The sequence below is a fragment of the Streptomyces sp. NBC_00670 genome (assembly GCF_036226765.1).
GTDB lineage: Bacteria > Actinomycetota > Actinomycetes > Streptomycetales > Streptomycetaceae > Streptomyces.
On record NZ_CP109017.1, the window covers coordinates 1,507,795 to 1,533,825 of the forward strand.

Here is a 26,031-nt window from a genome sequence, read left to right on the forward strand (position 1 = left end):
TGGTGGTGGTCCCTGCCATCCTGCCCCCGACCCGGCCCGGGCCCCAAGGCCCCGCCCGGTCCGTCACACGCCGTTCACCGGGAGCGACGGCGGACGGGGGCCCGCGCACAGGGGGCCGCGGGGTACGGGCGGGAGGTGATCGGGGGTCCCGGAAAGCCTGGTAATGTTTCCTCTGTCGCCGCGGGGGGAAACCCGCGCGACAGACACCTTGTCCGGGTGGCGGAATGGCAGACGCGCTAGCTTGAGGTGCTAGTGCCCTTTATCGGGCGTGGGGGTTCAAGTCCCCCCTCGGACACCATGCATCATGTGGACCCCTGGTCGGCCTCCGGCCGCCGGGGGTCCTCTTCGTGTTCCGGAAGGCTCTCGCCCAGGAGGTTGTCGATGACGGACCGGTCCGGGCGCCACTGCCCCTGCGGGAGCGGCGAGGCGTACGAGGCGTGCTGCGGGCGGTACGTCGCCGGGCCGGCCGCGGCGCCGACCGCCGAGGCGCTGATGCGCTCCCGCTACTCCGCCTTCGTGGTGCGCGACGAGGGGTATCTGCTGCGCACCTGGCACCCGCGGACCCGGCCGCCGCGCCTGGAGCTCGACCCGGGGACCCGGTGGACCGGCCTGGAGGTGACGGGGACGACGGGCGGCTCCGCCTTCCACACCACCGGGACGGTGACCTTCCGCGCCTCCTGGCGGGGCGGCTCGCTGCACGAGCGGAGCCGGTTCGAACGGGTCGACGGGGCGTGGGTGTACGTCGACGGGGACTTTCTCGACTGATGGGCACGTGCCGGCCGACGGGGGCTTCCTCGGCCGGGTCCCGCGCCCCTACGGTGCCAGGATGTCCAGTTCCTGGAGGGCGCCGACGGTGATCTCGCGGGTGAGTTCCTCGGCCGCCCGGGCGTCGCGCGCGCGGACCGCCTCGGCGAGGCGGACGTGCAGGGTGACGGCTGCCGGGTCGGGGTCCTCGAACATCACGTCGTGGTGGGTCCGGCCCGAGAGCACCTCCGCGACGACGTCGCCGAGGCGGGCGAACATCTCGTTGCCCGACGCGGTCAGGATGACGCGGTGGAAGGCCACGTCGTGGAAGAGGTAGCCCTCGAGCTGGTGGCCGCGCGAGGTGGCGACCATCCCCAGGGCGCAGTCGGTGAGTTCGGCGCACTGCTCGGAGGTGGCGTTGCGGGCGGCGAGGCCCGCGGCGACCGGTTCGATCGCGGAGCGCAGCACGGTGAGCGAGCGCAGCTGGTGCGGGCGGTCGGCGCCGGCCAGCCGCCAGCGGATGACCTGGGGGTCGTAGACGTTCCACTCGTGCTTGGGGCGGACGGTGACGCCGACCCGGCGGCGGGACTCGACGAGGTGCATCGACTCCAGCACGCGCACGGCCTCGCGCATCACCGAGCGGGACACCTCGAAGCGCTGGGCCAGCTCGTCCGTGCGCAGCACGCTGCCCGGCGGGTACTCGCCCGCGGTGATCGACGGCCCGAGGGTGTCGAGTACGTGTCCGTGCAGCCCTCGGCCCCCAGTGGTCATGGGCACAGGGTACGGGGATGTTCACAGCAGGCAAAAGTCAGACTTATTTGTCACAGGGTCTTGAAAAAGTCGTACCTAATGGGTTTCAGTGTCGTCGACATCAGGTGTCGACGAAGACAGCGAGGCAGCGATGCACACCCCCCACGTCGTCGTGGTGATGGGCGTCGCGGGCACGGGAAAGACCACGATCGGTCCCCTGCTCGCGGCCCGGCTCGGCGTTCCGTACGCCGAAGGCGACGACTTCCATCCCCAGGCCAACATCGCCAAGATGTCGGCGGGTGTCCCCCTGGAGGACGCGGACCGGTGGCCGTGGCTGGACGCCATCGGTTCCTGGGCGCACGACAGGGCGGGGCTGGGCGGTGTGGTGAGCTGTTCGGCGCTGAAGCGGTCGTACCGCGACCGGCTTCGGGCCGCCGCGCCGGGTGTCGTGTTCGTGCACCTGTCGGGCGACCGTGCGCTCATCGAGGACCGGATGTCCCACCGCCAGGGGCACTTCATGCCGACGGCACTGCTGGACTCCCAGTTCGCCACCCTCCAGCCGCTGGGTGCGGACGAGGCGGGGGTCACGGTGAGCGTCGCCGGCACGCCGGAGGAGATCACAGAGCGGGCGTCGGCCGCGCTGGCCGAGGTCGAGGCGCCTTCGCACTGAGGCGCCTTCGCACTGAAGGCGCTTTTTCGAGGGGTCACCCACTCCTCCTTCGTCAGTTCCACTCCCCTTTGGTTCCTTTGGTTCCACTCCCCTTTGGCTCCACCCCCCACCCCTGTTTCCCCACTCCCCAACGCAAGGGATCACCGTGACCAGTCTCAGAGTCGAGATGCTGGCAGCGGACACCGTCGAACCGATCACGTCGGCGGGCCACGCTCAACTCGGCATCGCCGTCCTGGCGGGCATCGCCGTCATTGTTCTGCTGATCACCAAGTTCAAACTGCATGCCTTCCTGTCCCTGACGATCGGTTCGCTCGCGCTCGGCGCGTTCGCCGGTGCCCCGCTCGACAAGGTCATCACCAGCTTCACCAGCGGTCTCGGCTCGACGGTCGCGGGCGTCGGCGTGCTGATCGCGCTGGGCGCGATCCTCGGCAAGCTGCTCGCCGACTCCGGCGGCGCGGACCAGGTCGTGGACACGATCCTCGCCAAGGCGAGCGGGCGGGCCATGCCGTGGGCGATGGTGCTGATCGCCTCCGTGATCGGCCTGCCGCTCTTCTTCGAGGTCGGCATCGTGCTGCTGATCCCGGTGGTGCTGATGGTCGCCCGGCGCGGCAACTTCAAGCTGATGCGGATCGGCATCCCGGCGCTGGCCGGTCTGTCCGTGATGCACGGTCTGGTGCCGCCGCACCCCGGGCCGCTGGTCGCGATCGACGCGGTCAAGGCCAACCTCGGTGTCACGCTCGCGCTCGGTGTTCTCGTCGCCATCCCGACGGTGATCATCGCGGGTCCGGTGTTCTCGAAGTTCGCGGCCCGCTGGGCGGACGTGCCGGTGCCGGAGCGGATGCTGCCGCCGCGCGCCTCGGAGGAGCTGGAGAAGCGGCCCGGGTTCGGCGCGACCATGTTCACCGTGCTGCTGCCGGTGGTGCTGATGCTGGCCAAGGCGCTGGTGGACATCGTCATCGACGACGCCGACAACACGGTGCAGCGGGTCTTCGACGTCATCGGGTCGCCGCTGATCGCGCTGCTCGCGGCGGTGATCGTCGGGATCTTCACGCTGGGGCGGCCGGCCGGGTTCACGCGGTCCCGGATATCCGAGACCGTCGAGAAGGGGCTCATGCCCATCGCGGGCATCCTGCTGATCGTCGGTGCGGGCGGTGGCTTCAAGCAGACGCTGATCGACTGCGGTGTCGGGCAGATGATCCTGGAGATCTCCAAGGACTGGTCGATTCCGGCGCTGTTGCTGGCGTGGCTGATCGCGGTGGCGATCCGGTTGGCGACGGGGTCGGCGACGGTGGCGACGGTTTCGGCGGCGGGGCTGGTGGCGCCGCTGGCGGCGGACATGTCGACGACGCATGCGGCGTTGCTGGTGCTGGCGATCGGGGCCGGGTCGTTGTTCTTCAGCCATGTCAATGACGCGGGGTTCTGGCTGGTGAAGGAGTACTTCGGGTTGAGCGTGGGGCAGACCATCAAGACCTGGTCCGTGATGGAGACGATTATCTCCGTGGTCGCGGGTGGGTTGGTGTTGTTGCTGTCGCTTGTGATTTAGGGGGCCGTGCGGGGAGGGGTGGGGGTGCGGGTGGGTTTTCTCGCCCCCGCCGCCCCTACCCTTCCCGTCCCTTCAAGGGGCTCCGCCCCTTGGACCCCGTTGCGCAGTTCCCCGCGCCCCTATCAGGGGCGCGGGGAACTGCGCGATCTTTTGGGGGTCCGGGGGCTTGCCCCCGGAGGGACGGGAATGGGTAGGGGCGGCGGGGGCGGAAAACCCCCTCAGTCGCACCCGGGGACTACGGGCGCCACAGGTCGTGCTGTTCCGATGCCCAGTCGCGGTCGACCGTTCCCGTGCGCAGGCCCGTTCTGGATTCCGGGTCGGCCAGGGCCATGCCCACGTGGCCCGCGATCACCACGCCGAGTGTGAGGGCGAGCCAGTCGTGGACGAACGTCGCCGACGTGCGCCACATCAGGGGGGTGAGGTGGGTGAACCACATCAGCAGGCCCGTGCCGAGCATGACCAGCGTCGCGCCGGCCAGCCAGGACGCGTAGAGCTTCTGGCCGGCGTTGAACTTGCCCGCCGGGCCCTTCCGACGGCGCATCGCCTCGCGCAGCCACGTTCTGTCGTGCGGGCCGAAGCGGTTGAGGCGGCCGAGGTCGGCGCGGAGGGCGCGGGAGGCCAGGCCGGCCAGGACCGGCACGGGCAGGAGCAGACCCGCCCATTCGTGGATCCGGACCACCAGCTCGCGCCTGCCGACCAGTTCGGCGAACTCGGGCAGGTAGAGGCAGGCGGCCGTGGCCACGCAGACGCCCATCAGCGCGGCCGTCGCCCGGTGCACCCAGCGTTCGGCGCGGGTGAAGCGTCGTACCCGGGTCGACGGCGGGGCGGGGACCGCCGTGTCAGGTGGTGGGGGCATCGTCACGTCCGTTCGAGCGGCCGACCCAGCCGTCCACGTCGTAGCCCCGTTCCTCCCAGTAACCGGGGCGCACCCGGTCGGTGACCTCGATCCCGGAGAGCCACTTGGCGGACTTGTAGAAGTACATGGGGGCGACGTAGAGGCGGACGGGGCCGCCGTGGTTGTGGCCGATCGGCTCATCGCGCATGCGATGGGCGACGAGGACGTCGGCGCGGCGGGCCTGGTCGAGGGTCAGGCTCTCGGTGTACGCGCCGTCGAAGCACGTGAAGCGGACCGCCCTGGCGGAGGAGCGCACGCCCGCGGCGTCGAGCAGGTCGGAGAGCCGGACGCCCTCGAAGGGGGTGTCCGGCACCCGCCAGCCGGTGACGCACTGCACGTCCCGCACGAGCCGGGTCTGCGGCAGGGCGCGCAGTTCGGGCAGCGTGTACGACGTCGGACGGTCGACCAGGCCGCCGACGGTCAGGCGGTAGTCGCCGGCGTCCTTGTGCGGGACGGAGGAGGTCACCGAGTAGTAGCGGAAGCCGCCCCCGTTGGGGAGGAGACCGGTCAGACCCGTGGGGTCCTTGCCGGAGACGCCCCCGAGGAAGGCTTCCAGTCCGCGTTGGAGCGGGGGCGCGGCGACGACGCCGAGGGCGCCCAGGCCGAGGGTGCCGAGCAGCACGCGCCGCCCGATGGGGGTGCCGCCGCCCTCCTCGGATTCCGGGGTCTCCGGCGGGTCGGAGGGTTCGGGACGTAGAGGACTCACCCCTTGATTCGAGCACCGGTCACCCCTCGGGGGCCAGTGCTTGCCCGGGTCCGTAAGAAATCGGTAGCTACTTCGGTTCCTCGTCGTCCGGCGTGTGCGCCGCCGCCTCCTCCAGGCGGAACGCCTCGTTGCCCAGGCCGATCCGGGCGTGGGCCCCGGGGTTCCGCGCGCGGATGAGCAGGCCCTGGACGACGCCGGCGAGCGCGGCCACGGCGATGATCGCGGGGAGCGCCCAGCTCAGGGCCGAGCCGGGTCCGGAGCCGACGAGGACGTCGAAGTCCTTGACGGTGTAGCCGACGATCACCGCGAGCGCGGCGCCGGAGAGTGCGGAGGTCGCCAGTCGCCAGGCCTGGGCACGGGCGGCGCCGCGGCGGGCGAAGAAGACGATCACCGAGAGGGAGGCGGCGACCATCAGCACCGTGACGCCGAGCGCGCCGACGCTGCCGCCCCAGGTGAACAGGTGCAGCACGGGCGCGGTGGGGTCGCCGTGCGGATGGTCGTCGGCGACCGCGAAGCCCGCCACGACCAGCAGCGACACCGTGGTCTGGAGCAGCGAGCCGGTGCCGGGCGCGCCGCTGGAACCGGTGGTGCGGCCGAACGCGGCGGGCAGCAGCCCCTCGCGGCCCATGGCGAAGGCGTAGCGGGCGACGACGTTGTGGAAGCTGAGCATCGCCGCGAACATGCCGGTGACGAACAGGACGTGCAGGACGTCGGTGAAGGTGGAGCCGAGGACGTCCTCGGTGAGGAAGAACAGCAGTCCCGCGCTCTGTTTCTGTGCGGTGGGCACGATCGCGGAGGGCCCGGCGGCGACCGTGAGCGCCCAGCAGCTGAGCGCGAAGAAGACGGCGACGAAGCCGACGGCCAGGAACATCACGCGCGGCACGAGGAGATGCGGGCGGCTGGTCTCCTCGGCGTAGACGGGCGCCTGTTCGAAGCCGAGGAAGGCGGCGACGCAGAAGCACAGCGCGGTGCCGACGCCCGCGCCGGTGAGCGTGTCGGGGTTGAAGGCGTGCAGCGACAGGCCCTCCTTGGCGGGGTCGCCCACGGCGGCCACGTCGAAGATGACGACGAGCGCGACCTCGATGACCAGCAGGACGCCGAGCACCCGCGCGTTGAGGTCGATCTTCAGCCAGCCGAGCGCGCCGACGAGGAGAACGGCGGCCAGCGAGGGGATCCACCAGACGAGGTCGGTGTCGAGGTAGGTGGCGAACAGGCCGGACACCTCGTAGCCGAAGATGCCGTAGATCCCGACCTGCAGCGCGCTGTACGCGACGAGGGCGACGAGGGCCGCGGCGGCGCCTGCCGTGCCGCCCAGGCCGCGGGAGATGTACGCGTAGAAGGCGCCGGCGTTGTGGACGTGGCGGCTCATCTCGGCGTAGCCGAGGGAGAACAGGGCCAGGACGAGGCCGAGGGCGACGAAGAGGAGGGGCTGGCCCTCGATGCCCATCACGCCGAACGTGGTGGGCATGACGCCGGCGACCACCATGAGGGGGGCGGTGGCGGCGAGGACGGACAGCAGCAGGCCCGTCGTGCCGAGGCGGTCGGCGCGGAGTGCGCGTGCCTCGCCCTTGAAGGTGCTGATGCCGGTGCCGGTGCGGCCGTCGGTGCCGGTGCCTGTCCGGCCGTCGGTGCTGCCCGGCGGGCGGGGTCCGGGGCCCGGTCTGCTTCCGCTCTCGCTGGTGCTCGAACTGCCCGTCGTCATCGCGGGATCCTCTCCTCGGGTCCGAGGTGCGTGGGACGTGCCGTGCGGGTCTGTGCGGGTGCGTGGTCGTGTGTGCGGGATCTTTCAGACCGCGCCGAGTGCGCCGTCGCGGGCGGTGCGGAAGGCCTGGTACGGGTCGCGGTCGGGGTACGACCAGGGGGCGGGCGTGGCGTGTTCGCCGATGCGGTGGAACAGCGCGGCGGCCTCCGCGCCGCGTCCCTCGCAGACCTTGGCGTGGGCGAGGAAGTTGAGGTCGACGAGGCGGCGCGGGTGGTCGTCGCGCTCCCACTCCAGCCACCAGTCGAACGCGGCCTTCATCACCTGGCGGGCCCGGCGGCCGACCCAGTGCCCGGAGGCGACGGGGTCGGCGGGTTCCTGTCCCGCGGCGGCCAGCACGCGGTACCGCTCGGCGTGCGCGACGACCGGGAGGATGGCCAACGGGGAGTCGGCGGGGGCCTGTTCGGCGGCCCAGTTGGCGAAGTCGTACACCTCGTGCAGCGGGTCCTGGCCGGCCTCGGCGCGGCGTTCGGCGAGGCGGGCGACCATCAGGTGGTGGGCGTGGTGGTGGTCGCGGTGGCGCAGCCGGACCTCGTCGAAGAGGCGGACGACGTCCTCCTCGGTGCCGAGGGTGCGCTCCAGGAGGAGCAGTCCGAACCAGGGGGTGGGGTCGTCGGGGACGGCGGCGGCGACGGAGCGGCAGGCCTCGCGGGCGGTCTCGGGGTGTTCCTTGCCGGTGAGGGCGCGGTGGACGAGGGCGAGGGCGAGGAGGAGGGCGGCGGCGGGTGACTCGGGGTCGGCGACCTGCCAGTCGCGGGCCCAGTGGACGGCCGCGCGGGCCTGGGCCAGGACGGTGACGCGGTGGGACCGGCGGTCCCAGTCGTCGCCGGTGGTGGCGAGGAGGGCGCGGGCGGCGGACCAGCGGCCCTGGGTGAGGGCGGTGCGGGTGGCGACGAGGGGGGTGTCGTCGAGGGCGGGGTCGTAGGGGTGGGGGCGTTTTCGGGGGTGGCCGAAGGGGGGTGGGGGTGGAGGTGGGGGCACCGCGGGGGTTCCTCACGGGTGCGGGTGGGTGCGGGCTGTCAGTGGGTGATCACTGACAGCCAAGCGGGCGGGTGTGGTCGGCGTCAAGGGTGGGGGGTGCGTTACTCGCGTCAACGGGGGTGGGGGTGGCTGGAGTTGGGGTTTTTCGCCCCGCCGCCCCTACCCTTCCCGTCCCCTCAAAGGGCTCCGCCCCTTGGACCCCGGGGGGGTGGGTTCGTTGGCGGGTGCGGGTGCGGGTGCGGGTGCGTTGTGGCTTGTCGCGCAGTTCCCCGCGCCCCTTATGCCACCGTGCGGGCTGCCGCGCGGCCGGCTGTGCGGCCGGAGAAGAGGCAGCCGCCGAGGAACGTGCCCTCCAGGGCCCGGTAGCCGTGGACGCCGCCGCCGCCGAACCCGGCGGCCTCGCCCGCGGCGTAGAGGCCGGGCAAGGGCTCACCGCTGTCGGTCAGGACGCGCGAGGAGAGGTCGGTCTCCAGGCCGCCGAGGGTCTTGCGGGTGAGGATGTGCAGCTTGACCGCGATCAGCGGCCCCGCCGCGGGGTCGAGGATGCGGTGCGGCGGCGCCGTGCGGATCAGCCGGTCGCCGAGGAATCGGCGGGCCCCGCGAATCGCGGTGACCTGGAGGTCCTTGGTGTACGGGTTGGCCACCTCGCGGTCGCGCGCGACGATCTCGCGGCGCAGTTCCGCCTCGTCGATCAGCGGCTCCTCGGTGAGCGCGTTCATGCGGCGCACCAGCGCGCCGAGGTCCTTCTCGACGACGAAGTCGGCGCCGTGGTCCATGAAGGCCCGCACCGGCCCCGGCACGTCCGTGCGCGCCCGCCCGAGCACGTCGCGCACAGACTTCCCCGTCAGGTCCGGGTTCTGCTCGGAGCCGGAGAGCGCGAACTCCTTGCCGATGATCTTCCGGTCGAGGACGAACCACGTGTAGTCGTACCCGGTGCGCATGATGTGTTCGAGCGTGCCGAGGGTGTCGAAGCCGGGGAAGAGCGGCACGGGCAGCCGCCGGCCGCGCGCGTCGAGCCAGAGCGAGGAGGGGCCGGGCAGGATGCGGATGCCGTGCTTGTCCCAGATGGGGTCCCAGTTCTGGACGCCCTCGGTGTAGTGCCACATCCGGTCGCGGTTGATCACGTGCGCGCCGACCGTCTCGGCGATGCCGAGCATCCTGCCGTCGACGTGCGCGGGGACGCCGGAGATCATGTGCTCGGGCGGGGTGCCGAGCCGCTTCGGCCAGTGGGCGCGGACCAGGTCGAAGTTGCCGCCGATGCCGCCGGAGGTGACGATCACCGCCTGGGCCCGGTACTCGAAGGCGCCGGTGACGGTACGGCTGGTGGCGCGCCCGCGCTCGACGTCCGAGGGCTCCAGCACCTCGCCGGAGACGGTGTCGAGGGCGCCGCCGGAACGGGACAGCCCGGTGACCCGGTGCCGGAACGCCAGCCGCACGAGCCCGCGCGCGACACCCTCCCGTACCCGGCGCTCGAACGGTGCGACCACCCCGGGCCCGGTCCCCCACGTGATGTGGAAGCGCGGCACGGAGTTGCCGTGCCCGATGGCGCCGTAGCCGCCGCGCTCGGCCCAGTTCACGAGGGGGAAGAACCGCACGCCCTGCCGGTACAGCCAGGAGCGCTTCTCCCCGGCCGCGAAGTCGACGTACGCCTCGGCCCAGCGGCGCGGCCAGTGGTCCTCCGGACGGTCGAACGCGGCCGTGCCCATCCAGTCCTGGAGGGCGAGCGCGTGACTGTCCTTGATCCGCATACGGCGCTGCTCGGGCGAGTCGACGAGGAACAGTCCGCCGAACGACCAGAACGCCTGGCCGCCCATGGACTGCTCGGGCTCCTGGTCGAGGAGGAGCACCTTGCGGCCGGCGTCCACCAGTTCCGCCGTCGCCGCGAGACCTGCGAGGCCCGCCCCGATCACGATCACGTCAGCGTCGTAGGCCATGCGCGCGTCCTCTCGCCCCGTCGTCGTACCGCACCGTCGTGCCGCACCGCCGGCCCTTGTTACCGACTGGTCAGATCCTTGGGCACACGGGTGACCGCGTCAACCGTCCGCCCGGCCCGCCTCCGGCGTCGGGCGCGGGATCCGGGGTACTGACGAGCGCGTCACAGCCCGGGGCACTCACGGGCGGGGCACGGCCCGGGCCGCTACAGTCAGCGGGATACGCCTTCCGTGACCCCGCTGAGTTATCGAGGTACACAGCGTGTCGGTACTGGTTCTGGTTCTCTCGGTGAGCGCCGCCGTCTGTCTGGGCGTCGGGTTCGTGCTCCAGCAGAACGCCGCCCAGCAGGCGCCGCTGAGCGACTTCCTCTCCCCCCGGCTGCTGCTCGACCTGATGCGGGTGCCGCGCTGGCTGGGCGGGATCGGGTGCATGATCGCCGGCATGGTGCTGGGCGCGGTCGCGCTGTCCCAGGGCGAGGTGTCCCTGGTCGAGCCGCTGCTCGCCACGAACCTGCTGTTCGCGCTGGTGCTGTCCCGGCACTGGCCGCGCGGCGCGGGGGCCCGCCGGCCGCTGGGCCGACAGGGCTGGTCGGGGCTGCTGATGCTGGCGGGCGGCGTCACCGCGTTCATCGTGGCGGGCCGGCCGAGCGGCGGGCAGGCGGTCGCCGATCCGGTACGGCACTGGGCGATCATCGGCTCGATGGCGGGGCTCGCGCTGCTGCTGACGACGGCGGCGAAACGTTCCCGGATGAGCGCGGCGCCGGTGCTGCTGGCGCTCGCGGCGGGGCTGCTGTACGGCATGCAGGACGCGCTCACCCGGGTGAGCGGGCAGCGGTTCACCCACGGCGGCTTCACGGAACTGTTCACCGGCTGGGAGCCGTACGGGGTGGTGGTGTGCGGGGCGACGGGGCTGCTGCTGGTGCAGAGCGCGTTCGAGACGGCGTCCCTGCGGATGTCGCTCCCCGCGCTGACGGCGGCGGAGCCGTTGGCGGGCATCACGTGCGGGGTGGGGTTCCTCGGTGACCGGCTGCGCACGGATGTCGGCGCGCTGACCTGGGAGGCGACGGGGCTGGCGGCGATCGTGGTCGGCATCGTGCTGCTGGGTGCGCATCCGGCGATGCCGTGCGGAGGCGACGCGACGAGCCGCGCGGCGAAGCGGGACCGTGATCTGCAAGCGTATTGAGGGCGCCTTGGGGCTCGGGGGTACGGGTTGTTCCGGCGAGTGCTGGCAGATCGTGGCTGGTCGCGCAGTTCCCCGCGCCCCTTGAAAGCAGGGGGCGCCCCCCGTCTTTCAGGGGCGCGGGGAACTGCGCGAGAAGCCCCACCGGCCGTCAGCCGACAACGCACCCCCCGGGGTCCAAGGGGCGGAGCCCCTTGAAGGGACGGGAAGGGTAGGGGCGGCGGGGGCGAGAACATGTTGGATGGGGACCATGACTGCCTCGCACGAAACCCCCGCCCCCGACCCCGCCGACGAGATCCTCGACGTCGTGGACGTCGACGACCGCGTCGTCGGACAGGCCCCCCGCGGCGAGGTCTACGCCCGCGGCCTCCGCCACCGCTGCGTCTTCATCCAGGCCCGTGACGCCACGGACCGCGTCTTCGTGCACCGCCGCACCCCCACCAAGCTCGTCTTCCCCTCCCTCTACGACATGTTCGTCGGCGGTGTCGTCGGCACCGGCGAGTCGTACGACGACGCGGCGCTGCGCGAGGCGGAGGAGGAACTCGGCGTCTCGGGGCTGCCGCGCCCCGAGCCGTTGTTCCGGTTCCTGTACGAGGACCCGGCGACGGGGCACGGCTGGTGGTCGGCGGTGTACGAGGTGCGGTGCGTGCTGCCGGTGCGGCCGCAGGTGGAGGAGGTCGCGTGGCACGGGTTCCTCACCGAGGGCGAGGTGGAGGCGCGGCTCGGGGAGTGGGAGTGGGTGCCGGACGGACTGGCGGCGTACGAGCGGCTGCGGGAGTGGCGGATAGGGTCCCGTACGTGAGTGATCTCGTGCGGAACGTCCGGTCGTGGTTCGTGCCGGAGGAGGTGCGGGGGGAAGGGAACACGCCCGACTACCGGTTCTCGTTGGCCAACGAGCGGACCTTTCTCGCCTGGCTGCGGACCGCCCTCGCCCTGATCGGCGGGGGCTTCGCCGTGGACCAGTTCCTGCCGGACCTGGGCCGGGCCTGGCGCATCGGGCTGGCGCTCGCCCTGCTCGCCGCCGGTGTGCTGTGCGCGCTGCGGGCCGTCAACCACTGGGTGCGGTGCGAGCGGGCGATGCGGCGGGGCGAGGACCTGCCGGTCTCGCGCTTCCCCGCGCTGCTCGGCATCGCGATCGGCGTCGTCGCCGTCGCGATGGTCGTCGTCGTGCTGCTCGGCTGGGAAGGATGACCGGCCGCCCGGCACCACGGCCGGACCCCGGCCCCGAGCCGGAACCCCCACGTACCCCCGGCCCCGTCCGCGACCCCGGCCTTCAGCCCGAGCGCACCCGGCTCGCCTGGCGGCGTACGACCCTGTCGTGCACCGTCGCCGCCGTGCTCGCCGTGAAGACCGCGCTGCACGGCGGTTCCGCGGCCGGCTACGCCGTCTGCCTGGCCTGCGGCGCGCTGTGGCTGGCCTTCCTCGCCCTGGCGCACGTCCGCATCCGCACCCTCGCCTCGGCCCCGGCCGCCGGTCCGCCGCGCATGCCCGCCCGGCACGCCGCGCTCGCCGCGCTGGCCACGGTGGCCCTCGCCGTGTGCGCGGCCGTCCTGGTGGTGTGAGGGACGGCGGGGCACCCCCGAGCCGCCGGGGGGGCACCCCCGTGCCACTGCGGAGCGCCCCCGTGCCACCGTGGTTCCCGTCACGTTGGCCGTCACCCCGTGTCGCCCACTGGACGACATACCGACCGGTCGGCATCATGAGCGGGTCACCGTTCAACGGCGTAGGAGCGACGATGAGTCCAGATCACCCGCCAGGTCTCGATCCCGACCGGCTGCGCGAGCTGCTCGACCGCGAGCGGCCCGGTCTTGTGCACGGTCCCCTGACCGGCCGGCTGATCGAGGGCGGACGGTCGAACCTGACGTACGCGGTCTCCGACGGCACCACCAGGTGGGTCGTACGACGGCCCCCGCTCGGCCATGTCCTGGCCACCGCGCACGACATGCGGCGCGAGCACCGGGTGATCAGCGCGCTGCACCCCACCGCCGTGCCCGTGCCACGCCCCGTACTGCTGTGCGAGGACCCGGAGAACGAGGCGGCGCCCGGGGCGCCGTTCTACGTCATGGAGTTCGTCGAGGGCACCCCGTACCGGACGGCCGACCAGCTCGCGCCGCTCGGTCCGGAGCGGACCCGGGCCGCGGTGCTGGGCCTCGTCGACACGCTCGTCGAGCTGCACGCCGTGGACCCGGCGGAGGTCGGGCTCGCGGACTTCGGCCGGCCCGAGGGCTTCCTCGACCGGCAGCTGCGGCGCTGGGGCAAGCAGCTCGACGCCTCCCGCAACCGCGACCTGCCCGGCATCGACGAGCTGCACGCCGCGCTCGGCCGCCGGCTGCCGCGCTCCCCCGCGCCCGCCGTCGTGCACGGCGACTACCGGCTGGACAACGTCCTGCTCGGCGACGACGACCGGATCACCGCCATCCTGGACTGGGAGATGTCCACGCTCGGCGACCCGCTCACCGACCTGGGCCTGCTGACGATGTACAGCGTGCCGCTCGGGCTGCCCGACTCCCCCGTCTCCACCACGGCCACGGCCCCGGGGCACCCGTCCCCGGCGGAGCTGGTCGAGCGGTACGCCGCGCGCTCGGGGCGCGACGTCCTGGCCGTCTCCTGGTACACGGCGTTCGCCTGGTTCAAGCTCGCCGTGATCCTGGAGGGCATCCACTACCGGTACACGCTCGGCCGGACGGTCGGCGCCGGCTTCGACCGGATCGGCGATCTCGTCCCGGTCTTCATCGAGCACGGCCTGACCACCCTGAAGCACGGCTCCGAGGAGGGCTGATCCGTCATGGACTTCGCGTTCGACGCGCGCACCGAGGAGCTGCGCGCACAGCTGCTGGCCTTCATGGACGAGCACGTGTACCCCGCCGAGGCGGTCGCCGAGGAGCAGCGGGCGCGGCTCGCCTCGCCGTGGGAGACCCCGGCGGTGGTGGAGGAGCTCAAGGCCGAGGCCCGCAGGCAGGGCCTGTGGAACCTCTTCCTGCCCGACGACGAGTACGGCGCCGGGCTCACCAACCTCCAGTACGCGCCGCTCGCCGAGATCACCGGCCGTTCCCCGCAGCTCGCGCCGACCGCGCTGAACTGCGCGGCGCCGGACACCGGCAACATGGAGGTGCTGGCCCAGTTCGGCGACGAGCGGCAGCGGAAGCAGTGGCTGGAGCCGCTGCTGTCCGGTGAGATCCGCTCGGCGTTCGCGATGACCGAACCGGAGGTGGCGTCGTCGGACGCCACGAACATCGAGACGCGGATCGAGCGCGACGGCGACCACTACGTCATCACCGGGCGCAAGTGGTACATCTCCGGGGCGATGAACCCCGACTGCAAGATCTTCATCGTGATGGGCAAGACGGACCCGGACGGTGACGACGTGCGCCGGCAGCAGTCCATGGTGCTCGTGCCGCGGGACACGCCCGGGGTGACGGTGAAGCGGGCGATGCGGGTCTTCGGATACGAGGACCACTACCACGGTGGGCACGCGGAGGTCGTCTTCGACCGGGTGCGCGTGCCGGTGTCGAACCTGGTCGGCGAGGAGGGCGGCGGCTTCGCCATCGCACAGGCGCGGCTCGGCCCGGGCCGTATCCACCACTGCATGCGGCTGATCGGCATGGCCGAGCGGGCGATCGAGCTGATGTGCCGGCGGGCGGTGTCGCGGACGGCGTTCGGCAAGGCGCTGGCGCAGCAGGGGGTCGTCCACAACTGGATCGCGGACGCGCGGGTCGCCGTCGAGCAGCTGCGGCTGTTGGTGCTGAAGACGGCCTGGATGATGGACACGGTGGGCAACCGGGGCGCGCACACGGAGATCCAGGCGATCAAGATCGCGACCCCGCGGACGGTGGTCGGCATTCTCGACCGCGCGATTCAGCTGCACGGGGCGGGTGGCGTGAGCCAGGACTTCCCCCTGGCGGAGCTGTACGCGGGCGCCCGCACCCTGATGCTGGCCGACGGCCCCGACGAGGTCCACCAACGCTCGCTGGCACGACGGGAGTTGAAGCGGTACAGGTAGGGACGGCCTGTCGCGCCTCTACGACTTCGTGTCCGCCGCGGCCCCCCATTTCCGCCGGGAACTCGCTGCCGTCGGCTCCGTCACGGTGCGGTTCGGCCGTACGAAGGGCGGAACCCCCGGCGAATGGCGGGCGGGCAGCCGCTCCATCACGTTGGACAACAAGCGGGGGGACACCGCTCATCTCCGCGGAACCGCCGTCTTCGAGATCCTCAACGCGGCGGCGGCGCCTCGTGTGGCGGCCCTGGAGAACGAGGTGCGCAGCGGCGGGCTGGACGTCCAGGCGCAGCGGTCGGGGTGGCAGCCCGCGGCGTTCTTCGCGATGGAGGTGGAGCGCATCGAATGGGAGAACGGGCTGAGGCACCGGGCGGTCGTGGCCGCCGCGGGCGGAGCGGGTACGGGTGCCGATCTGTTCTCCGCCGAGGGCGACTTCAACACCTTCTACGGGCGCCAGGTGCGGGCCGGCCACACGCACAGCTACGAATGGCGCTACAGCTATCTGCGCGAGGAGGCGGCCTCCGAGGAACGCCGCCGGCGCGCGGCGGAAGGGACCGCCCCGTCCCGGACGGACCAGGGACACGGCCACCCCGCACAGGAGTCCTACCGCCGCTAGGGCCTGTCCCGCGCCCCCTGATCAGGGCCGCAGCGCGCGGAGCAGCAGGTCGGCCAGGTGGTCGGCGACCTGCTGGGGGCCCAGTGGGCCGCCCGGGCGGTACCACGTGGAGAGGTGGTGGACGGAGCCGAAGTGGTAGTCGACCACCAGGTCGGCCGGGGTGGCGGTGGAGAAGACGCCCTCGCGCTGGCCCTCCTCGATCAGCGCGCGGAAGCGTTCGTGGTAGCGGCGGCGTTCGGCGCGTACCTGCTTGTTCTTCTCGGGGCTGAGGTGGTGCATCGAGCGGAAGAAGATCGACGCGTCGTCGAGGTTCTCGATCGTCGTGACGACGACGTCCGCCGCCGCCCCGCGCAGGCGCTTCTCCACCGGCTCGTCGGCGTCCGCGAACGCGTCCAGGCGTTCCTGCTGGACGCGGAGCACGCGCGCGTACACCTCGTGCAGCAGGTCGTCCTTGGAGCCGAAGTAGTGGTAGAGCGCGCCCTTGGTGACGCCCGCCGCCTCGACGATCTCCTGCACCGACGTGCGGTCGTAGCCCTGTTCGGCGAAGAGCCGGGTGGCGGCGGCGAGGAGCCGCTGCGGTACGGGCGTGCCGTCTCCGTCCGTGGTTCTGGGCACTGCCGCCACCTGCCTTTCCTGGATGCTGCCTACGATCACGCCTGCGAAGGTCCAACGGTTCCCCCGCCGGTACGGGAACGCAGTTCCCGACGGAGGATCTTCCCACTCGCCGTCTTGGGCAGCTCGGGCAGGATCTCCACCTGGCGCGGGTACTTGTAGGCGGCCAGTCTCTCCCGGCAGTACGCGGCCAGGGCCTCCGGAGCCGCTTCCGTGCCCGGGCGGAGGCTGATGTATGCCCGTACGGTCTCCCCGCGGTACCCGTCCGGCACCCCGACGACGGCGGCCTCGCGCACCGCCGGGTGGGTGTAGAGGACGTCCTCGACCTCGCGCGGCCAGACCTTGAAGCCGGAGGCGTTGATCATGTCCTTCTTGCGGTCGACGACGTAGAGCCAGCCGGCCTCGTCCATGAAGCCGATGTCGCCGGTGCGCAGTTCGCCGCCGGGGAAGGTCTCGGCGGTGGCGTCGGGGCGGCGCCAGTAGCCGGGGACGACCTGCGGGCCCCGTACGACGATCTCGCCCTGTTCGCCGAAGGGAACCTCCTCGCCCGCGTCGTCGAGGATGCGGACGACGGTGTCGGGGCCGGGCACGCCCACCGCGAGCGTTCCGGAGACGGGGTCGACGGGGGCCTCGCGGTGCGGGGGCACGGAGGCGCAGGGGGCGGTGCACTCGGTGAGGCCGTAGCCGTTGTGGATGTACGGCCCGAAGCCGGCCCGGAACTTCTCCACCAGGGCGGGCGGCAGCGGGGCGCCGCCGGAGGAGATCGTGCGGAAGGAGGAGAAGTGGTCCCGGGTGACGGCGGGGTGGGCGGCGAGCGCCATGAACGCGGTGGAGGGGCCGACGGTGTAGACGGGCCGGTGCTCGGCGAACGCGTCGAGCACGACCCCGGCCTCGAAGCGGTAGGCGAGCACGAGCGTGCCGGCGCTGTCCAGGCAGGCGACGAGCTGGCAGACCATGCCGGTGATGTGGAACAGCGGCGCCATCGCGAAGTAGACGGGGGCGTCGGGCAGTTCGAGTCCGGTGCGCTGCCGCTCGGCGTTGAACATGATGTTGCCGTGCGTGTTGGTGGCGCCCTTGGGGGTGCCGCTGGTGCCGGAGGTGTAGCTGATCAGGGCGATGTCGGCGGGGGTGAGGGCGCGGCCCTCGGGGGCCTTGCTGCCCTGCCGGGCGACGGCGGTGAGGTCGTCGGCGTCGGACGCCTGCGGGAGCCGTTCGAAGGTGAGTACGCGGGGGTCGTTCCGGGTCTGGAAGTCCAGCTCGCAGGCGGTGAGCACGATCCGTACGGAGGAGCCGGCCGCCGTCTCGCGCAGATACGTCTCCCAGGCGCGGTCGGCGCAGATCAGCGCGGTGACCTCGGCGTCGTGCAGGACGTGGGTGACCTCGCCCGACTTGTACATCGGGTTGACGGGGACGACGGTCGCGCCCGCCTTCCAGGCGCCCAGCAGGGCGAGCACGAAGTGCGGGGAGTTCTGCAGCAGGATCGCCACGCGGTCGCCGCGTTCCAGGCCGCGGGCGGCGAGGTGCCCGGCGACGGAGTCGCTCAGTTCGTCCAGTTCGCGGTAGGTGAGCCGGCCGTCGAAGTAGGCGAGGGCGGCGCGGTCCGGGTGGGCGGCGACGTGTCCCCGCAGGGCGTGGAGCAGGGTGTCCGGCGGGGTGAGCGGGGCGCGCTGGGCCTCGGTGAGCTGGGCGAGCCAGGGCTTGGCGGCGTAGCGGGAGGGTGCGGCGGTCACGAGGTGGCCTCCCACTTCTGCTGGAGGTGGTTCATGTTGGTGAGCCAGCGGTCGGGTTCGGCGGCCCGCGCCTGGTAGTAGGCGGCGACCTCGGGGTGCGGCAGGATCAGGAAGCGGTCCTCGGCGATGCCCTTGAACAGCGCGTCGGCTACGGCCTCCGGTTCGATCGCGGTGGGCGCGAGCACGAGTTCGCCGGCGCTGCCGGCCGCGGTGAGCATGTCGGTGCGTACGCCCTGCGGGCAGATGGCGTGCACCTTGATGCCGCGGTGGCGGTAGGTGAGCGACAGCCATTCGGCGAAGGCGTAGGCGCCGTGCTTGGTGACGCTGTAGGGGGCGGCGCCGATCATGGTCAGCAGCCCGGCCGCCGAGACGGTGGACACGAACCGCCCGCGGCCGCGCTCCAGCCAGCCGGGGACCAGGGCGTGCGCGGCGCGCACGTGCGCCATGACGTTCACGTCCCACGCACTGGCCCACACGTCCTCGGGCGCGGCCTCGGTGCCGCCGGAGCCGAGCCCGGCGTTGGCGCAGTACACGTCGACGGTGCCGCCGAGGGCGTCCCGCGCGTCCGCCACGATCGCGGAGGCGTCGCCGGGAACGGCGATCCCGCCGACCTCGTCGGCGACGGCCCGCGCCCGCCCGGCGTCCAGGTCGTTCACCACGACCCGCGCCCCCTCGGCCGCGAACCGCCGGGCCAACGCGGCCCCGATCCCACCCCCGGCCCCGGTGACCACCACTCCCGCATCCTGCACGGCTTCCACCATCGGTCTCCTTCGACACGACGAGACGACGAGACGTTCCGAATCGGCTCCACCTGGCAGACTAACCGGTCGGTATGTGGAGTGGAAGGGGGCTCAGGAGGCCGTCGTCACCGGCCGTGCCGCCCGCGGGCACTGCGGGCGTTCGCCTCGGCGACAAGGATCTTGAGCAGTTCGTCCTGACCCAGGGACCGGAGGTGCTCCGGGTCCGCGGTCCAGGTGCGGCCGCCGGAGAAGGGGCGCACCTGGAGGTGCGGGCCCTCGTGGGCCGCGACCCGGCCGTAGCGGTCCCGGGCGGTGTCGTGGACGGCCGCGCCGACGCCGGGGACCGCTTCCCGTTCCTCCGTCACGACGTGCTGCCCTTCCGGATCACCTCGGCCAGCAGCAGCGCGACCGGGGCGGAGCAGACGCCGAGGTGGACCAGCGCGTAGTCCGCGTCCCGCTCGCGGTCGTCCGCCCACGGGGTGCGGACGTCCATCGCGGGGAGCTGGATGCCGGCCCCGCCGAGCGCGGCGGCGAGCGCGTCGCGGGCGTCGAGGGCTTCCTGGATCTTCGGCGAACGGGGCATGGGCGTCCTTGTCGGTTGATGACGGTGATTTCACGATACGACCACACCGACCGCGTCGGCTGAATTACGCTGCGTAGTGCGGGCGTTACGAGAATGCGCCCGGTCGTGGTCGGCTCCGCCGTGGGCGGGCGGGTGCTTCCCCGCCGCGCGGAGCCGGTGCCACACCTTCCACGCCGAGCCGCTCGCGGAACAGGAGCCAGCCGTATGCCGCAACGACGCGCCATCACCGGCCGCAGCCAGGAACCACGTCAGCGCTTCGCGGAGGAGCTGCGGAAACTCCGCACCAGCAGCGGGACGAGCCTGCGCCAGCTCGGCGAACGGATGGGCTGGGACTGGTCGTTGTTCGGGAAGATGGAGAAGGGCGAGACGCTGGGCAGCCCCGAGGTGGTCCAGGCGCTGGACCAGCACTACGGAACGCCGGGGCTGCTGCTCGCCCTGTGGGAACTGGCCGCCGGCGACCACACCCAGTTCCGCGAGCGCTACCGGCGGTACATGGCGCTGGAGGCGGAGGCGGTGAGCCTGTGGCACTTCGCGGTGAGTGTGCTCCCGGGACTCCTCCAGACCCCCGGGTACGCGCGGGAGGTTCTGGCGGCGGGGGGTTCGCAGGGCAAGGAACTCGAGCAACAGGTCGAGGCCCGGATGAGCCGACGGGAACTGTTGCAGGGGAAGGACGCGCCGCCGTTCCGGACGATTCTTTCGGAGGCGGCGCTACGGACGCCGCTGCGAGATGCGGCGGAGTGGCGAGGGCAACTGGAGTACCTGACCGAAGCGGCGAAGTGGCCGAACGTCACGACGCAGGTGCTGCCGCTGAGCGCCGGCATGCACGGCCTGGACAGCACCACGCTGATGTTCCTGCGCATCGCCGGCGCGCGTACCGTGGCGTACACGGAGAACGCACACCGCGGCGAACTCATCGAAGCTGACGCGCCAGTTGAACAGCTACAGCGTAAGTACGATGCGATGCGCGACCTGGCGCTGTCCCCAGCCGAGTCGCTGAAGTTCGTCCTGGCTACTTTGGAGGAAGTACCGTGCGAGGCATCGACCTGAGTACCGCTGGCTGGCGCAAGAGTTCCTACAGCAATTCGGACGGCGGCGAGTGCGTCGAGGTGTCCGACGACTTCGGCGCCCTCATCCCCGTGCGGGACAGCAAGGTCCCGCGCGGCCCCGTACTCGTGTTCCCGGCAAACGGCTGGTCCGCCTTCGTCACCGCCATCGGCAACGACGAACTGCGCGCCTGACCGGCGGACCCACAGCGGAGGAGGCGCCATGCAACCGACCTGGCGAAAGAGCTCCTACAGCAATCCGGACGGCGGCGCATGCGTCGAGGTCGCCGACAGCTTCGTAGGACCGACCTGGCGCAAGAGCAGTTACAGCAACCAGGACGGCGGCGAGTGCCTCGAGGTCGCCGACGGTGTTGTGCGGCCCACCTGGCGCAAGAGCACCCATAGCAATCAGGACGGCGGCGCATGCCTCGAAGTCGCCGACAGCTTCGACACCGTCGTCCCCGTGCGGGACAGCAAGGACCCGCACGGACCCCTGCTCGTCTTCCCCGTGGACGACTGGTCCGCCTTCGTCGTCGCCGTGCGCGACGGCGCGCTGCGCGTCTGACACGACAGGGCCCCGCACCGGAAGCGGCCGGTGCGGGGCCGGTCTGTCAGCGGTGGGACGTGTACTCCACCACCTGCTGGTAGGTCGGGCGGTTCTGCCAGCTGATGTTGCCGTGTTTGATGCCGCCCAGCGCGCGCTGGACTATCGAGTCGGCGCACCACTGGTCGCCGGCCGAGCAGAGGTCGTCGCCCGGGTAGACCTGCGACGCCGGCGTGCCCGCCGCCTCCTTCAGCGTGTCGAGCAACACCGTGCGGCAGGCGCTGAGCGTGCCGCCGCCGCAGTAGGTCCGCGCCAGCGGGCCCTGGACCGACTCCCCCAGCACCGCCCGGATGTCCTTGTCGACGTAGGACCACCAGCCGTACTGGAAGGAGCTGCCGGCGTGCGAGCCGGTCGGACCGTGCGCGGCCGACGGGGACTCGTCGATGGGGAGGTTGGCCGTCATGGCCGTGTAGAGGTCGTCGCCGAGGCCCGGGGCGAACTCCGCCTTCACCAGCAGCGGCCACCACGCGTCCAGGATGCGGATCGCGTCCGCGTTCGCGTAGGTCTTCGAACCGGCCGACGTCTCCGTGCGCTTGGCGCCCGCCGAGACCCAGGCCGACAGCTTGTTCACCGCCGCCGCCGTCGTGGAGTCCGTCACCGTCGAGCTGTTGACGACCTCCAGCAGCTTCGGCAGGACGTCCTCGGCGCGCAGGTCGGCCAGGGCCGCGTCCGCCATCGCCTTGACGAGGGAGGAGCGGGTCACCCCGCCGGCGGCGACCAGCTTCTTCACCCGGTCCTCCAGCAGGTCACCGCGGTGCACGGACCCCTCGCCCCAGGGCGCGGCGGCGTAGTCCTCGGCCTGCTTGTTGTTCCAGGAGATGTAGTAGTCCTGGTCGACGGAGTTCGGGTGGGCCGACGCGGGCGTGTACGACGCCGTGTTCGTCGCGGGGTTCCAGCCGCCCCACTCGTACGCCTGCCGCGCCCACACCGGGAACTCGGCGTCGACGCCGCTCGCCCGGACCGGGTTGTCGCCGCTGTTGTAGTACGCGGTGTGCGCGGAGTCGGCGTAGAACCAGTTGAAGGTGAAGTTGATGTGCTGTGCGGCCTTCTGGAAGTCCGCGGGGCCCTTGACGTAGTCGGGGTCGTTGAGCATCTGGAAGCCGATGATCGAGTCGGCCTCGTGGAGGTAGGACGAGCGCAGGGTCGTGTACGCGACCTTCTTGCCGCCGACGGTCGCCCGGTACTCGACGGGCCCGTACTTCGTGCGCCACACCCGCATCGTGTAGGAACCGGCGGCCGTGGAGTCCGCCACCGTCGGCTTCCAGGCGTTGGTCTGCTCGACCTCGTCCATGGCCGTGCAGGTGCCGTGGTAGAGGTAGTGGTGGTCGTCCTGGCACAGCTCGACCGCGTACGTGTCGATGATGTCCTGGCCGGACGTCGTGGCGCTCCACGAGTAGTCCTGGCCGCGCCCGAGTTCGACGTACATGCTCAGCCCCGCGAACGAGGCGCCGCGCGCGCTGATGCCGGGGCCCTGTATCTCCTGGAGCATGAGGAGCTGCGGGGCGAAGTAGCCGGTCTGCGGGCCGAAGACGGCGACGGGGTGGCCGCTCGCGGTGTGGTTCCCGCTGACGACGAGGGCGTTGGACATGCCGCGCCTCGCGGAACTGAGCGCCGTGCCGGACGCGGTACCCGAGGTGCGCTTCGCGCTCGCGGTGGCGGCGCTGCCGGTGCGGTCGTACACGAGGGGTTCCTGTGCGACCGATCCGGCGTCGGGGAGGGCCTCGCCCTGCGGGTCGTCCGGCTTGGCCGCGTACGGGAAGGACTCGCCGTCGTGGACGGTGAGGACCGCCTCGGGGTCGTTCCGCTCCCGGAAGGACTCCCACACCTTCGTGCCCTCGGCCACGCCGTACCGGGACTGCGCGGCGAGGAGGGAGAGCGCGTTGTTGACCTCGCCGCCGCCGCCCGAGCCGAACAGCGCGCCGATCACGGAGGCGAGTGCGACCAGGTCGGTCTGCTTGAAGTGTTCGATGGTGCCGGCGTTGGTGATCGAGTCCTTGTGCCCGGTCAGGACGTACTCGCCGGGGAAGTAACGCCCGCTGTCGGAGGCGTCGATGTAGGCGTTGACGCCCGCGAGATAGGCGTTGACGTCGTCGAGAGCCTGCTTGCCGCGCTCCCCGGCGGAGGCGACGGCGCCGTCGATCTGCGCCTGGAGGTCGGCCTCGGTGTACGGGGCGTTGCGCCAGAACTCCTGCTCCAGACCCTGGTTGGACGGGGCACCGCCCGCGAAGCCGGTCAACTGGCCCCGGCCGACGTGCCGGAAGACGTCCATCAGCCACAGCCGGTCCTGGGCGGCGGCATAGCCGGCGCCGAACTCGGTGCCGTAACGCGTGGTGCCGGTGATGTGCGGCACGCCCGTCTTCTTGTCCCGGACGATGGTCACATCCGTCCGACCGCCCGGTTTCAGGGTGGAGGCGACCTGCCCCGAAGGGACGCCGAACGAGGCGTCGTTGAAGAAGGTGTTGATCTTCGCGTCGGTCAGTCCGGAGTAGCCGGTGGCCAGGTTCGCGTAGGGGCCGAGCTGGTCCTCCGCGTGGTCGGGCTGGGTGCCGAAGACCTGGTTGAGCAGGATCTGGGCGAGCGTGGCGTTGCCGTTCTCGCCCGGCGGGAGGATGTCGGAACACTGGCCGCCGCACAGGTCGCCGACGGTCGCGGCGGCCGTCCGCGCCTGCTCGGGGGTGCCGTCCGCCGCCATGGCCGTGGAAAGCGGGGACAAAAGTCCGGCAATGAGCACGCATACGGACGCGGTCTTCAGGAACCCGTGGATTCCGCGGGGAGTTCTCAGTCTGTCGAGGAAGGTGCGGGGGGTGTGCCGTGACATGGCAGGTCCTCCGGAGCTGAGGTGGGGCCGGATGTTACCGCCGGTACACCCGCGATTGAACATGAACAGGCGTCACTTTTGAAGCCGTTGGGGGCGGGCTCGTGGAGGTCGTCGGAAAAGAACTCGGAAAGAGGTCGGAAAGAGGAGGTCGCCGGAGGGAGCCGAATCGCGTGTCGATACGTCTACTCGACGACGTCCGTACGACGACGCCGAAGTGACCGAAGTACAGGTGCAGGTGTGACGGAGGTGCAGGACGATGGCGGGTTTCCGGAGTCTGGCGAGACAGGTGCGGGATCCGAGGTGCGATCTGGCACTGCGGCGCTACTCGCTGCGCAAGTGCCTTGAACGGTTCGCCCCTTACGGGCACCGGGCGACCTGGGACCACCTGTGCTCCCGGGCCGGCTTCGGCCCCGAGGACCGCTCCCCCGACCCGGCGCGGCTCGTGGCCGCACTGGAGGAGCTGGAGGAGGCCCGTTCCGTGTGGCTCGCCTACGAGGTCGAGTTCGCCGAGCGCCGCAGGAAGGAGAAGCACGACGGGCTGCGCAGGCCGGGCAGCGTGGACGACTGGCACCGGCTGACGTGGGGCGGCTTCGGGGTGGCGTGGTGCGACGACCCCCGGGTGCACCCCCGTGGCCCGATGGCGGAGGTGCTGCGGCGACTGATCGCGGCGCTGGAGCGGGAGCCGGGTTCCTGCTGCCCGGTGTGCGGTGGGGAGCGGCTGGTGTGGCGGTGGGACCTGGCGCACGAGCCGTCGTCCGGGCCGGTGTGCGTGTCGTGCGGCATCGTGGTGCCGGTGCCGGTACTCACCGACGAGTCGGTGAGGCATGCCCGGAGTGAGCGGTTGCTGGTGTCGGCGTAGGCCTTGCGGGGGTGCGCCTTGCCCGCGGGCGCGCCCCGAACAGGACGCCAAGCACACGACCTCGTTGACATCGACCCTTCAGCCGACCATGCTAAGCAGTTGCTTAGGCACGTTGTGGTGTGATGCGGGAGGTCGGGACATGGCAGAGCCCAGAGTGTTCGCCGGTGTGGACGAGTTGAAGGGCGCCGTCGGGGAGCAGTTGGGGTACAGCGACTGGGTGGAGGTCGATCAGAAGCGGATCGACCTGTTCGCCGAGGCGACCGGGGATCATCAGTGGATCCATGTGGATCCGGAGAAGGCCGCCTCCGGGCCCTTCGGGACGACCATCGCGCACGGATATCTGACCCTGTCGCTGCTGCCGCTGTTCGGGCCGCAGCTCCTCGGTGTCGAGGGCGTGAGGATGGGCGTCAACTACGGGACGAACAAGGTGCGTTTCCCCGCGCCCGTCCCCGTCGGCTCCCGGCTGCGCGCCACCGCGCGCATCACCGGCGCCGACGACGTGCCCGGCGGCGTGCAGGTCACCGTCGCGTTCACCGTGGAGCGCGAGGGCGGCGACAAGCCGGTGTGCGTCGCGGAGTCGGTGTCCCGGTACTACCTCTGACCGGCCGGCCGCGCCGGGTCTACTTCGCGGCCACCATCCGCAGTACGAGGTCGGCGTAGAGCGTGCCGATCTCCTCGGGGGTGCGGGGGCCGTCGATGGTGAACCAGCGGGCGACGTCCACGCAGAGCGAGAGGACGGCGAGCGTGGTGCCGCGCACGTCCAGCACGTCGAACTCGCCGGAGGCGACGCCGTCCTCGATGATCCCGCGCACCTCGGCGTCGACCCGGCGGCGCAGCGCGACGATCTCGGCGCGCGCCTCGGGGCCGAGCGCGTCCAGCTCGTACTGCACGACCCGCGCGGTGGTGCGCCGGCCGGCGTGCCACCGTACGAAGGAGCTGACCGCGTCGGCGAGCCGCTCGGTGGCGTTGCCCTCGCCGCGGGCCGCCACCTGAAGGATCTCCAGCACCTTCTCGTGGCCGATCCGGCTGATCCGCTGGAGCAGCTCTTCCTTGGTCTTGTAGTGGATGTAGAGCGCGGCCGGGCTCATGCCGGCGCGGCTCGCGATGTCACGGGTGGTCGTCGCGTGGTAGCCGCGCTCGGCGAAGGCGTCCACGGCCGCCACCAGCAGCCGCCGGGCCGCGTCCGGGGTGACCTCCACCCACGGCTCGCTCTCGCCGCCGACCGTCTCCTGCGCCGTACTCATCGCTCGTGCCCCTCTCCACCGACAGGTGC

At 71.8% G+C, this 26,031-nt stretch carries 28 protein-coding genes and 1 tRNA gene; 16 read left to right on the forward strand and 13 right to left on the reverse strand.

Going from position 1 to position 26,031, the window contains the following annotated elements; genetic code table 11:
* Positions 1–210 precede the first annotated feature (210 nt).
* Together OIE12_RS06680 and OIE12_RS06685 are read left to right on the forward strand one after the other, a co-directional pair.
* Positions 211–298: transfer RNA gene (locus tag OIE12_RS06680), tRNA-Leu, on the forward strand.
* A gap of 83 nt (positions 299–381) precedes the next feature.
* Positions 382–765: a YchJ family protein gene (locus tag OIE12_RS06685; RefSeq protein WP_329132712.1), complete on the forward strand. Its 384-nt coding sequence runs from the start codon at positions 382–384 to the stop codon at positions 763–765.
* Positions 766–813: 48 nt separating this feature from the next.
* On the opposite strand, the gene OIE12_RS06690 is transcribed toward OIE12_RS06685, so the two are convergent.
* Complete coding sequence (locus tag OIE12_RS06690) at positions 814–1,515, reverse strand: FadR/GntR family transcriptional regulator (protein ID WP_329132714.1); 702 nt, start codon at positions 1,513–1,515, stop codon at positions 814–816.
* Between the two features lie 130 nt (positions 1,516–1,645).
* Here OIE12_RS06690 and OIE12_RS06695 point away from each other — a divergent pair, with 130 nt between their 5' ends.
* Together OIE12_RS06695 and OIE12_RS06700 are read left to right on the forward strand one after the other, a co-directional pair.
* Positions 1,646–2,164: a gluconokinase gene (locus OIE12_RS06695; RefSeq protein ID WP_329132716.1), complete on the forward strand. Its 519-nt coding sequence runs from the start codon at positions 1,646–1,648 to the stop codon at positions 2,162–2,164.
* A 145-nt stretch (positions 2,165–2,309) separates the two neighbouring features.
* A complete protein-coding gene (locus OIE12_RS06700; RefSeq protein WP_329132718.1) occupies positions 2,310–3,707 on the forward strand; it encodes a GntP family permease in 1,398 nt (465 codons plus the stop codon).
* A 235-nt stretch (positions 3,708–3,942) separates the two neighbouring features.
* On the opposite strand, the gene OIE12_RS06705 is transcribed toward OIE12_RS06700, so the two are convergent.
* The 5 genes from OIE12_RS06705 to OIE12_RS06725 all read right to left on the reverse strand — a co-directional run bounded on the left by OIE12_RS06705 (position 3,943) and on the right by OIE12_RS06725 (position 9,982).
* On the reverse strand, positions 3,943–4,563 hold the full coding sequence (locus tag OIE12_RS06705; protein ID WP_329132720.1) for a cytochrome b/b6 domain-containing protein: 621 nt from the start codon (positions 4,561–4,563) through the stop codon (positions 3,943–3,945).
* Positions 4,547–5,308, reverse strand: a complete 762-nt coding sequence (locus OIE12_RS06710) for a molybdopterin-dependent oxidoreductase (protein WP_329132722.1) — start codon at positions 5,306–5,308, stop codon at positions 4,547–4,549. Before OIE12_RS06710 ends, OIE12_RS06705 begins: the two co-directional genes overlap by 17 nt.
* A gap of 67 nt (positions 5,309–5,375) precedes the next feature.
* A complete protein-coding gene (locus tag OIE12_RS06715; protein ID WP_329132724.1) occupies positions 5,376–7,010 on the reverse strand; it encodes an APC family permease in 1,635 nt (544 codons plus the stop codon).
* A gap of 84 nt (positions 7,011–7,094) precedes the next feature.
* Entirely contained in the window at positions 7,095–8,048 is a 954-nt protein-coding gene (locus OIE12_RS06720; RefSeq protein ID WP_329132726.1) for a hypothetical protein, read from the reverse strand.
* 278 nt (positions 8,049–8,326) lie between these two features.
* On the reverse strand, positions 8,327–9,982 hold the full coding sequence (locus tag OIE12_RS06725) for an FAD-binding dehydrogenase (protein ID WP_329132728.1): 1,656 nt from the start codon (positions 9,980–9,982) through the stop codon (positions 8,327–8,329).
* A 259-nt stretch (positions 9,983–10,241) separates the two neighbouring features.
* Between OIE12_RS06725 and OIE12_RS06730 the strand changes: the two genes are divergently transcribed.
* The 7 genes from OIE12_RS06730 to OIE12_RS06760 all read left to right on the forward strand — a co-directional run bounded on the left by OIE12_RS06730 (position 10,242) and on the right by OIE12_RS06760 (position 15,769).
* Positions 10,242–11,162 (forward strand): DMT family transporter, encoded by a 921-nt coding sequence (locus tag OIE12_RS06730; RefSeq protein ID WP_329132730.1) that lies wholly within the window; start codon positions 10,242–10,244, stop codon positions 11,160–11,162.
* A 247-nt stretch (positions 11,163–11,409) separates the two neighbouring features.
* On the forward strand, positions 11,410–11,961 hold the full coding sequence (locus OIE12_RS06735; RefSeq protein WP_329132732.1) for an NUDIX hydrolase: 552 nt from the start codon (positions 11,410–11,412) through the stop codon (positions 11,959–11,961).
* Positions 11,958–12,350 (forward strand): YidH family protein, encoded by a 393-nt coding sequence (locus OIE12_RS06740; RefSeq protein WP_329132734.1) that lies wholly within the window; start codon positions 11,958–11,960, stop codon positions 12,348–12,350. The genes OIE12_RS06735 and OIE12_RS06740 overlap by 4 nt, the downstream gene beginning before the upstream one ends.
* On the forward strand, positions 12,347–12,721 hold the full coding sequence (locus OIE12_RS06745) for a DUF202 domain-containing protein (RefSeq protein ID WP_329132736.1): 375 nt from the start codon (positions 12,347–12,349) through the stop codon (positions 12,719–12,721). The genes OIE12_RS06740 and OIE12_RS06745 overlap by 4 nt, the downstream gene beginning before the upstream one ends.
* Positions 12,722–12,894: 173 nt before the next feature.
* Positions 12,895–13,938 carry a phosphotransferase family protein gene (locus tag OIE12_RS06750; protein ID WP_329132738.1) on the forward strand — a complete coding sequence of 348 codons (1,044 nt, stop codon included), beginning with the start codon at positions 12,895–12,897 and terminating at the stop codon, positions 13,936–13,938.
* Positions 13,939–13,944: 6 nt separating this feature from the next.
* A complete protein-coding gene (locus OIE12_RS06755) occupies positions 13,945–15,159 on the forward strand; it encodes an acyl-CoA dehydrogenase family protein (RefSeq protein WP_329132740.1) in 1,215 nt (404 codons plus the stop codon).
* Between the two features lie 28 nt (positions 15,160–15,187).
* Positions 15,188–15,769, forward strand: a complete 582-nt coding sequence (locus OIE12_RS06760) for a hypothetical protein (protein ID WP_329132742.1) — start codon at positions 15,188–15,190, stop codon at positions 15,767–15,769.
* 21 nt (positions 15,770–15,790) lie between these two features.
* Here OIE12_RS06760 and OIE12_RS06765 read toward each other — a convergent pair whose 3' ends face one another.
* From OIE12_RS06765 to OIE12_RS06785, 5 genes are all read right to left on the reverse strand, one after another.
* The gene (locus OIE12_RS06765) at positions 15,791–16,384 is read right to left on the reverse strand and encodes a TetR/AcrR family transcriptional regulator (RefSeq protein WP_329132744.1); all 594 of its coding nucleotides are present in this window, start codon (positions 16,382–16,384) and stop codon (positions 15,791–15,793) included.
* A gap of 35 nt (positions 16,385–16,419) precedes the next feature.
* Entirely contained in the window at positions 16,420–18,111 is a 1,692-nt protein-coding gene (locus OIE12_RS06770) for a class I adenylate-forming enzyme family protein (RefSeq protein WP_329132746.1), read from the reverse strand.
* Positions 18,108–18,872 (reverse strand): SDR family oxidoreductase, encoded by a 765-nt coding sequence (locus OIE12_RS06775; RefSeq protein WP_329132748.1) that lies wholly within the window; start codon positions 18,870–18,872, stop codon positions 18,108–18,110. The genes OIE12_RS06770 and OIE12_RS06775 overlap by 4 nt, the downstream gene beginning before the upstream one ends.
* 104 nt (positions 18,873–18,976) lie before the next feature.
* The gene (locus OIE12_RS06780) at positions 18,977–19,216 is read right to left on the reverse strand and encodes a hypothetical protein (RefSeq protein ID WP_329132750.1); all 240 of its coding nucleotides are present in this window, start codon (positions 19,214–19,216) and stop codon (positions 18,977–18,979) included.
* Positions 19,213–19,434, reverse strand: a complete 222-nt coding sequence (locus OIE12_RS06785) for a hypothetical protein (RefSeq protein ID WP_329132752.1) — start codon at positions 19,432–19,434, stop codon at positions 19,213–19,215. The genes OIE12_RS06780 and OIE12_RS06785 overlap by 4 nt, the downstream gene beginning before the upstream one ends.
* Positions 19,435–19,638: 204 nt before the next feature.
* Here OIE12_RS06785 and OIE12_RS06790 point away from each other — a divergent pair, with 204 nt between their 5' ends.
* Genes OIE12_RS06790 through OIE12_RS06800 form a run of 3 tightly spaced genes read left to right on the forward strand, consistent with a single transcriptional unit; the run spans position 19,639 to position 21,042 of the window.
* Positions 19,639–20,481: a helix-turn-helix domain-containing protein gene (locus OIE12_RS06790; protein ID WP_329132754.1), complete on the forward strand. Its 843-nt coding sequence runs from the start codon at positions 19,639–19,641 to the stop codon at positions 20,479–20,481.
* Entirely contained in the window at positions 20,463–20,672 is a 210-nt protein-coding gene (locus OIE12_RS06795; protein WP_329132756.1) for a DUF397 domain-containing protein, read from the forward strand. The genes OIE12_RS06790 and OIE12_RS06795 overlap by 19 nt, the downstream gene beginning before the upstream one ends.
* A 28-nt stretch (positions 20,673–20,700) precedes the next feature.
* Positions 20,701–21,042, forward strand: a complete 342-nt coding sequence (locus tag OIE12_RS06800) for a DUF397 domain-containing protein (RefSeq protein WP_329132758.1) — start codon at positions 20,701–20,703, stop codon at positions 21,040–21,042.
* A 46-nt stretch (positions 21,043–21,088) separates the two neighbouring features.
* On the opposite strand, the gene OIE12_RS06805 is transcribed toward OIE12_RS06800, so the two are convergent.
* Positions 21,089–23,899 (reverse strand): penicillin acylase family protein, encoded by a 2,811-nt coding sequence (locus OIE12_RS06805; protein WP_329132760.1) that lies wholly within the window; start codon positions 23,897–23,899, stop codon positions 21,089–21,091.
* A gap of 256 nt (positions 23,900–24,155) precedes the next feature.
* On the opposite strand from OIE12_RS06805, the gene OIE12_RS06810 reads away from it, so the two are divergent.
* Together OIE12_RS06810 and OIE12_RS06815 are read left to right on the forward strand one after the other, a co-directional pair.
* Positions 24,156–24,758 carry a hypothetical protein gene (locus tag OIE12_RS06810; RefSeq protein WP_329132762.1) on the forward strand — a complete coding sequence of 201 codons (603 nt, stop codon included), beginning with the start codon at positions 24,156–24,158 and terminating at the stop codon, positions 24,756–24,758.
* Between the two features lie 139 nt (positions 24,759–24,897).
* Positions 24,898–25,359, forward strand: a complete 462-nt coding sequence (locus tag OIE12_RS06815; protein ID WP_329132764.1) for a MaoC family dehydratase — start codon at positions 24,898–24,900, stop codon at positions 25,357–25,359.
* Positions 25,360–25,378: 19 nt separating this feature from the next.
* On the opposite strand, the gene OIE12_RS06820 is transcribed toward OIE12_RS06815, so the two are convergent.
* Complete coding sequence (locus tag OIE12_RS06820; RefSeq protein ID WP_329132765.1) at positions 25,379–26,002, reverse strand: TetR/AcrR family transcriptional regulator; 624 nt, start codon at positions 26,000–26,002, stop codon at positions 25,379–25,381.
* Between the last annotated feature and the right edge of the window lie 29 nt (positions 26,003–26,031).

Excerpts from the sequence above, each read along its gene's own strand:
- OIE12_RS06685 (WP_329132712.1), top strand. The coding sequence starts at position 382 with ATGACGGACCGGTCCGGGCGCCACTGCCCCTGCGGGAGCGGCGAGGCG.
- OIE12_RS06690 (WP_329132714.1), bottom strand. The coding sequence starts at position 1,515 with ATGACCACTGGGGGCCGAGGGCTGCACGGACACGTACTCGACACCCTC.
- OIE12_RS06695 (WP_329132716.1), top strand. The coding sequence starts at position 1,646 with ATGCACACCCCCCACGTCGTCGTGGTGATGGGCGTCGCGGGCACGGGA.
- OIE12_RS06705 (WP_329132720.1), bottom strand. The coding sequence starts at position 4,563 with ATGCCCCCACCACCTGACACGGCGGTCCCCGCCCCGCCGTCGACCCGG.
- OIE12_RS06715 (WP_329132724.1), bottom strand. The coding sequence starts at position 7,010 with ATGACGACGGGCAGTTCGAGCACCAGCGAGAGCGGAAGCAGACCGGGC.
- OIE12_RS06725 (WP_329132728.1), bottom strand. The coding sequence starts at position 9,982 with ATGGCCTACGACGCTGACGTGATCGTGATCGGGGCGGGCCTCGCAGGT.
- OIE12_RS06735 (WP_329132732.1), top strand. The coding sequence starts at position 11,410 with ATGACTGCCTCGCACGAAACCCCCGCCCCCGACCCCGCCGACGAGATC.
- OIE12_RS06745 (WP_329132736.1), top strand. The coding sequence starts at position 12,347 with ATGACCGGCCGCCCGGCACCACGGCCGGACCCCGGCCCCGAGCCGGAA.
- OIE12_RS06750 (WP_329132738.1), top strand. The coding sequence starts at position 12,895 with ATGAGTCCAGATCACCCGCCAGGTCTCGATCCCGACCGGCTGCGCGAG.
- OIE12_RS06755 (WP_329132740.1), top strand. The coding sequence starts at position 13,945 with ATGGACTTCGCGTTCGACGCGCGCACCGAGGAGCTGCGCGCACAGCTG.
- OIE12_RS06775 (WP_329132748.1), bottom strand. The coding sequence starts at position 18,872 with ATGGTGGAAGCCGTGCAGGATGCGGGAGTGGTGGTCACCGGGGCCGGG.
- OIE12_RS06785 (WP_329132752.1), bottom strand. The coding sequence starts at position 19,434 with ATGCCCCGTTCGCCGAAGATCCAGGAAGCCCTCGACGCCCGCGACGCG.
- OIE12_RS06790 (WP_329132754.1), top strand. The coding sequence starts at position 19,639 with ATGCCGCAACGACGCGCCATCACCGGCCGCAGCCAGGAACCACGTCAG.
- OIE12_RS06800 (WP_329132758.1), top strand. The coding sequence starts at position 20,701 with ATGCAACCGACCTGGCGAAAGAGCTCCTACAGCAATCCGGACGGCGGC.
- OIE12_RS06805 (WP_329132760.1), bottom strand. The coding sequence starts at position 23,899 with ATGTCACGGCACACCCCCCGCACCTTCCTCGACAGACTGAGAACTCCC.
- OIE12_RS06810 (WP_329132762.1), top strand. The coding sequence starts at position 24,156 with ATGGCGGGTTTCCGGAGTCTGGCGAGACAGGTGCGGGATCCGAGGTGC.
- OIE12_RS06815 (WP_329132764.1), top strand. The coding sequence starts at position 24,898 with ATGGCAGAGCCCAGAGTGTTCGCCGGTGTGGACGAGTTGAAGGGCGCC.
- OIE12_RS06820 (WP_329132765.1), bottom strand. The coding sequence starts at position 26,002 with ATGAGTACGGCGCAGGAGACGGTCGGCGGCGAGAGCGAGCCGTGGGTG.